Origin of the sequence: Oligella ureolytica DSM 18253, assembly GCF_000373745.1 — a bacterium.
Lineage (GTDB): Bacteria > Pseudomonadota > Gammaproteobacteria > Burkholderiales > Burkholderiaceae_B > Oligella > Oligella ureolytica.
The window spans coordinates 47,960-54,340 of sequence record NZ_KB892288.1 but is presented as its reverse complement, the minus strand read 5'-3'; the positions used below and the strand labels follow the sequence as shown (position 1 = coordinate 54,340).

7 protein-coding genes are annotated in these 6,381 nt (G+C 46.2%); all 7 read right to left on the bottom strand.

The genetic code is table 11. From position 1 onward, the window contains the following. On the bottom strand, positions 1 to 220 hold a 220-nt coding region (locus B092_RS0103750; protein ID WP_018573907.1), incomplete at its 3' end, for a transposase. A 70-nt stretch (positions 221 to 290) separates the two neighbouring features. Further along, positions 291 to 1,427, bottom strand: a complete 1,137-nt coding sequence (gene proB / locus B092_RS0103745) for a glutamate 5-kinase (RefSeq protein WP_018573906.1) — start codon at positions 1,425 to 1,427, stop codon at positions 291 to 293. A gap of 101 nt (positions 1,428 to 1,528) precedes the next feature. Beyond that, entirely contained in the window at positions 1,529 to 2,797 is a 1,269-nt protein-coding gene (obgE, locus tag B092_RS0103740) for a GTPase ObgE (protein WP_018573905.1), read from the bottom strand. A gap of 142 nt (positions 2,798 to 2,939) precedes the next feature. Continuing rightward, a complete protein-coding gene (rpmA, locus tag B092_RS0103735; protein ID WP_018573904.1) occupies positions 2,940 to 3,200 on the bottom strand; it encodes a 50S ribosomal protein L27 in 261 nt (86 codons plus the stop codon). Positions 3,201 to 3,232: 32 nt separating this feature from the next. Then, complete coding sequence (rplU, locus tag B092_RS0103730) at positions 3,233 to 3,544, bottom strand: 50S ribosomal protein L21 (protein ID WP_018573903.1); 312 nt, start codon at positions 3,542 to 3,544, stop codon at positions 3,233 to 3,235. A gap of 156 nt (positions 3,545 to 3,700) precedes the next feature. Further along, positions 3,701 to 4,924: a bifunctional glutamate N-acetyltransferase/amino-acid acetyltransferase ArgJ gene (argJ, locus tag B092_RS0103725; protein WP_018573902.1), complete on the bottom strand. Its 1,224-nt coding sequence runs from the start codon at positions 4,922 to 4,924 to the stop codon at positions 3,701 to 3,703. A gap of 156 nt (positions 4,925 to 5,080) precedes the next feature. After that, positions 5,081 to 6,358: a glutamate-1-semialdehyde 2,1-aminomutase gene (hemL, locus tag B092_RS0103720; RefSeq protein ID WP_018573901.1), complete on the bottom strand. Its 1,278-nt coding sequence runs from the start codon at positions 6,356 to 6,358 to the stop codon at positions 5,081 to 5,083. Positions 6,359 to 6,381: the final 23 nt, after the last annotated feature.

Here is a 6,381-nt window from a genome sequence, read left to right as displayed (position 1 = left end):
GCTCTTCGGCATACATCTTTTTAAGACGTTGATTCTCCGCCTCAAGCTCTTTAAGGCGAGACATCATGGAGGCATCCATGCCACCGTATTTAGCACGCCACTTGTAGAACGTGGCGCTGCTCATGCCATGCTCCCGGCACAGCTCCGGCACTGGCGTACCGGCTTCAGCTTGTTTAAGAATCGCCATAATTTGGCTGTCAGTATATCGTGATCGTTTCATTGAATTTCCTTTATAAGAAATTCTACTTCTAATTGCTATGGTTTTCTGGGAGGATTACCACTCCTTTTGTCTAATTATGAACAATCATATTATCTCGGTGTATTAAATCAATATCAGTCACCGCACCAAGAATCTTTCCAATCTGACTGCTTGGTTTGCCGATAATCTGATGAGCGTCCTCTGCGCTGTAGCTAACCAGTCCACGGGCATATTCATTACCTTCTTTGTCAATGCAGGCAACTAAATCACCGCGTTCAAAGTCCCCACGCACTTCAGTCACACCAATCGGTAATAAGCTCTTGCCGTGCTGGGTGAGGGCGGCAATCGCACCGTCATCAAGCACCAAGTAACCGCTGATATGCAAGTGGGCAGCAAGCCATTGCTTACGCGCCGAGAGAATAGGAATCTGTGCATAGAGTTCAGTGCCGATAGATTCGCCATTGCAGAGACGGGGCAGTAGATTTTCTTCGCTACCACTGGCAATAATTGTATGAGCGCCACTGCGCGCAGCACGCTTAGCCGCGAGCACCTTAGTCATCATGCCGCCGGTACCAACATGCGTACCGGCACCACCCGCCATTTTCTCCAAGGCAGGGTCTCCGGCTTCTGCGCGATGGATAAATTTAGCATCTTTGTTTTTGCGAGGGTCGCTATCGTACAGACCCTCTTGGTCGGTCAGAATAATATAAACTTCCGATTCAAGTAGATTGGCCACTAATGCACCAAGCGTGTCATTGTCCCCTAATTGAATTTCCTTGGTAATAACCGTATCATTTTCATTGATGATAGGAATGACATTAAGCTCTAATAGCGTGTTGAGCGTGGACCGAGCATTTAAATAGCGGTGTCTGTCGGCCAAGTCATCATGGGTTAAAAGAATTTGTGCGGTTTGAATGCCGTATTCTTTAAATGCAGTTTCATAGGCCTGTGCCAAAGCAATTTGTCCCACGGCAGCGGCCGCTTGTAGCTGATTGACTAGTTTTGGTCGCTTATTCCAGCCAAAGCGCGCCATACCTTCAGCAATGGCACCGCTTGAAACTAAGACTACCTGTTGGCCGCGCTGATGTAGGTAAGCTATTTGTTTAGCCCATCGAGCGATTTCATTGCTATCAATGCCCTTACCATTATTGGTGAGTAGGGAGGAACCGATTTTAATAACAACGCGTTTGGCATCTTTGACAAGAGCGGTTTGCTGGGTTTCTGACATGGCGTAAGGAAAAATCAAGAGGTTAAATGATAAAAGGGCTTAAACGATATTTGACGCTTAAACCCTTTATATTAGCACTGTTAGTGAGTGTTTAATTGCACTTAGGCCTTTGGATCATCAGGATCTATACGTGGGTCGTAGCTTGGGTGATTGGGGTCTAATCGCGGATCATATTCGGGTGAGTTCGGATCATAACGCGGGTCTAGTTTAGAAGTGTCTACGCTTGCTGTAGTAGCAAAGCGCGGATCATCGTCATCCAACTCTATCGGTGCAGCTTGGCGATTTGGATCAAAGCGAGGGTCTTCGTACTCAACAAGACCGGCGGCTTCATCTGCAGCACGGTTTTCTTGGGCTTTTACCTCGTCTACATAATCCTGCAGAGCATAGATTAACTGCTCAGTACCTTCACCACTCAGAGCGGAGATAGCATAAACCGGACCTTGCCAGTTGAGGCGCTCGCATAGTGCTTGCTTGAATTGCTCAACGTCCTCTACCATATCCACTTTATTTAAAACCAACCAACGGGGTTTGTTGTAAAGCTCTTCATCGTAAAGTTTAAGCTCCTCAACAATACCTTCAATATCTGCGGCCGCCTTTTCAACCGAGTCTACTTCGGCATCGATATTATAAATATCGACAATATGCAGTAACACACGTGTGCGAGTGAGGTGGCGTAAGAATAAATGACCTAAGCCGGCACCCTCTGAGGCGCCTTCAATGAGCCCCGGAATGTCTGCAATCACAAAGCTGTGAGAGGGTGATGTTCTAACCATGCCAAGATTAGGGTAGAGGGTGGTAAATGGATAATCGGCAATCTTGGGCTTGGCATTAGATGTCTTGGCAATAAAGGAGGATTTGCCGGCGTTTGGCAAGCCTAATAAACCCACATCAGCAAGCACTTTAAGCTCCATGCGTAATTTTTTTTGTTCGCCCATTTTGCCATAGGTGAATTTACGAGGAGCGCGGTTAGTACTTGATTTGAAGTGTAAGTTGCCTAAGCCACCGGCGCCACCTTGAGCGAGCGTAACTTGCTCACCATGCTTGTCTAAATCAAAGAGCTGCTCACCGGTCTCGGCATCATAAACAATCGTACCCACTGGTACTTTGAGTGTGATGTCGTCTGCACCGGCGCCGTATTGGTCTGCACCACGACCGTTTTCACCATTTCTGGCGCGGTGCATGCGATCATAGCGGTAGTCAATCAGGGTGTTTAAATTGCGGTCTGCCACAGCAAAGATGCTGCCGCCACGACCACCATCGCCGCCATCAGGGCCACCTCTAGGGATGAATTTCTCACGTCTAAAGCTGGCAGAGCCATTGCCGCCTTTACCGCCAATCACCTCAATGGTGACTTCGTCTACAAATTTCATAATAATTATTTTAGTTTGATGATTAATATCTGGTTTAACTCTAGTTTATAGTATGCGGACTTGAGTTTTTGTTTATTTAAATAAAAAACGCCGCTTCCTAAAAAGGTAAACGGCGTTTGTCTGTGTGGTAATTTGCTAGAGATTACTCAGCTGCAATTACTTCAACAGTAGGCTTGTTTAAAGCGCCTTTGGTTGTGAACTGAATTTGTCCATCAACTAAAGCGAATAACGTGTGGTCTTTGCCCATACCAACACCGGTACCTGCGTGGAAGCGAGTGCCGCGTTGACGAACAATAATAGAACCAGCTGGAACTGTTTGACCACCGTAAGCTTTAACACCTAGGCGTTTGGCTTGTGAGTCGCGACCGTTACGCGTACTACCGCCACCTTTTTTCGTAGCCATGCTTTACTCCTGTAAAAAGCGGGTTTTGCTAATTAAGCGTTAACCGCTGAGATTTCGATCTCGGTGAAATTCTGACGGTGCCCTTGGCTCTTTCTGTAGTGCTTACGACGACGCATCTTGAAAATTTTAACTTTATCGTGACGACCGTGTGCAAGAACTTTAGCCGTGACAGTAGCACCTTCAACTAATGGAGAACCTACTTTTAAAGATTCGCCTTCGCCTACGGATAGTACCTGGTCTAAAGAGATTTCTTGTCCGATGTCTGCAGGTATCTGTTCTACCTTTAGTTTTTGGCCGGGAGCAACGCGATACTGCTTGCCGCCGGTTTTTATGACCGCATACATGTGAGTTAACCTCAAATAATTTTAAAGAAAATAAAACTTAGCCCTATAAATAGAGCTAAGCCGTAAATTTTTACATAAAAAGGCTTTTCTGTCAATAGCTTAGCCTGTTTTTGCAAATGTTGTTTGTGTTAGAAGCAACAAATCCTGTGTGTCACGCTAGGTGCGATACTCTGCATTGATTTTGACATAATCATAAGAGAAGTCGCAGCTATACACCGTTTCTTGGACATCGCCACGATTAAGCGCGACGCGGACAAGGATTTCAGCTTCCTTCATCACCCGATTGCCATCTGCCTCTTTGTACTCAGGGTGGCGGCCACCGCTACTTGCAACTAGTACGTCACCTAGCCATAAATTGATGTTGGACGTATCTAAGTCAGGAACGTCAGCGTAGCCAATGGCTGCAAGAATGCGACCTAAGTTAGGGTCACTAGCGAAGAACGCTGTTTTAACGAGAGGTGATTGGGCAATAGAATAGGCAACTTTGAGGGCTTCGTCCTGGTTTTTGGCAGACTCAACCTGAATAGTGATGAACTTAGTAGCACCTTCGGCGTCGCGGACAATTTTTTGTGCCAGGTCCAGAGCAATTTCTGTCAAGGCATCAACAAAAGTCTTATAGTACGAGCTGTCAGGGGTGATTTCAATGCCGCTTTGGCCGGTTGCCGCAATGATAAAAGAGTCATTGGTCGAGGTATCACCGTCAATCGTAATGCGATTAAAGGATTTGTTAGTGACTTCCGTGGTGATCTGTTTAAGTAAATGACACTCAATTTCTGCGTCAGTACCAATAAAGCCAAGCATAGTTGCCATGTTGGGCTTGATCATGCCGGCGCCTTTAGAAATACCGGTGATGGTCACCTTACGACCATTAATTTCAATTTGCTTAGAACTAATTTTTGGCACCGTGTCGGTTGTCATGATGCTTGAAGCAGCAGGCAACCAGTTTTGCGCATTTAAGTCAGCTACAGCAGCAGGCAGCGCAGTAATGATTTTATCGTCTGGTAAAGGTTCTAAAATCACGCCGGTAGAAAATGGCAGGATTTGATTTTGATCGATACCCAATTCACAGGCTAAGGCTTGGCATGTACGTAAAGCACGATCCATGCCGTCAGTACCGGTACCCGCGTTGGCATTGCCCGTATTGACTAGGAGGGCGCGAATATCCTGATCGCACCTCAAACGTGACTCGCAAATTTGTACTGGTGCAGCGCGAAAACGATTGCGGGTGAACACACCAGCTACCGCAGTGCCTGGTGTAAATTTAAAGACAGTCACATCGCGATTGCCTGCTTTTTTTATGCCGGCGGAAGCAATACCAATTTCAATGCCGGGTACGGCATGGATATTTTCCGGGCTTGGGATATGAAAATTTACTGCCACTTAATTTCCCATGTAGATATCAAAGACAAGAAGCTGGTGCGCATAAAAAAACGCACCAAACTCAACCAATCATTAATCAATTGTATCTTAGTTTTTTTATTTGTCTTTTTTTGTAGCGACTTTAATAAAAAAAAACTTTAGGGTTAACGCTAATTATTACAGTTTTTGAAAGCTGAGTCGAGCGGCGCTAATTGTTTCCTCAATCACTTCATCGCTATGAGCAGCAGAGATAAAGCCGGCTTCAAAAGCGGACGGTGCTAAGTGAACACCATTGTCTAGCATACTGTGGAAGAAGGTATTAAAGGCTTGAATATCACTCTCAGAGGTTTCAACAAAATTCGTCGGAACGGTGTCTCTAAAATAGATGCCAAACATACCGCCAACAAAGTCAGCGCTAAAATCTATGCCTGCTCTTAGGGCCTCGTCTTCGATGCCGGAGATCATTTTCTCCAGCTGATTGCTGAGGTTTTCGTAGAAGCCGTCACGAGAAATAATTTCCAGTGTTTTTAAGCCCGCGGCGACTGAAATCGGATTACCGGAAAGGGTACCTGCTTGATATACCGTACCAAGTGGGGCGATATGCTCCATAATATCGGCACGACCGCCAAAAGCACCTACCGGCATACCGCCACCAATCACCTTACCTAAGGTGGTGAGATCCGGTTTAATACCGGTCAGGCCTTGAATGCCTTTGGGGCCGGCACGAAAACCTGTCATGACTTCATCAAAAATTAATAATGCGCCATACTCATCACACAGCTCGCGTAAGCCCTCTAAGAAGCCGGATTTGGCTTTAATTAAGTTCATATTGCCGGCATATGGCTCAACGATAATACATGCGATGTCTTTAGGGTGAGCCTCAAATGCAGCGCGTACAGAGTCTAGGTTGTTATATTCTAATACTAAGGTGTGCTGAACAAATTCTTCGGGAACGCCGGCAGATGATGGGTTACCGAAAGTCAACAGACCGGAACCTGCTTTGACTAACAGGCTATCTGAGTGTCCGTGATAACAACCCTCGAATTTGATGATTTTATTACGGTTGGTTGCACCGCGGGCTAAGCGGATAGCACTCATGGTGGCTTCGGTGCCCGAGCTGACTAAACGTACTTTTTCAATGCTTGGCAGTAGTTGAGTGATTTTTTCAGCAAGTAAAATCTCGGCTTTTGTTGGCGCACCATACGATAAACCGAGGGCTGCCGCTTCTTGGACTGCTTCGACAACTTCAGGGTGAGCATGGCCGACAATGGCTGGGCCCCATGAACCCAGATAATCAATATAGCGTTTGCCCTCGGCGTCCCAAATATAAGGGCCTTCGGCTTTGGCAATAAAGCGTGGAGCGCCGCCAACTGATTTAAATGCGCGCACAGGTGAGTTTACTCCGCCCGGAATGGTTAAGCAGGCGCGGTCAAATAAAGCTTGATTCGTTGTCATGAAGATGCCTATATAAACAATTG

What these genes read in the sequence shown, in the direction of transcription:
- hemL (WP_018573901.1), bottom strand. Translation starts at nt 6,358, where the DNA reads ATGACAACGAATCAAGCTTTATTTGACCGCGCCTGCTTAACCATTCCG.
- rplU (WP_018573903.1), bottom strand. Translation starts at nt 3,544, where the DNA reads ATGTATGCGGTCATAAAAACCGGCGGCAAGCAGTATCGCGTTGCTCCC.
- obgE (WP_018573905.1), bottom strand. Translation starts at nt 2,797, where the DNA reads ATGAAATTTGTAGACGAAGTCACCATTGAGGTGATTGGCGGTAAAGGC.
- proB (WP_018573906.1), bottom strand. Translation starts at nt 1,427, where the DNA reads ATGTCAGAAACCCAGCAAACCGCTCTTGTCAAAGATGCCAAACGCGTT.
- rpmA (WP_018573904.1), bottom strand. Translation starts at nt 3,200, where the DNA reads ATGGCTACGAAAAAAGGTGGCGGTAGTACGCGTAACGGTCGCGACTCA.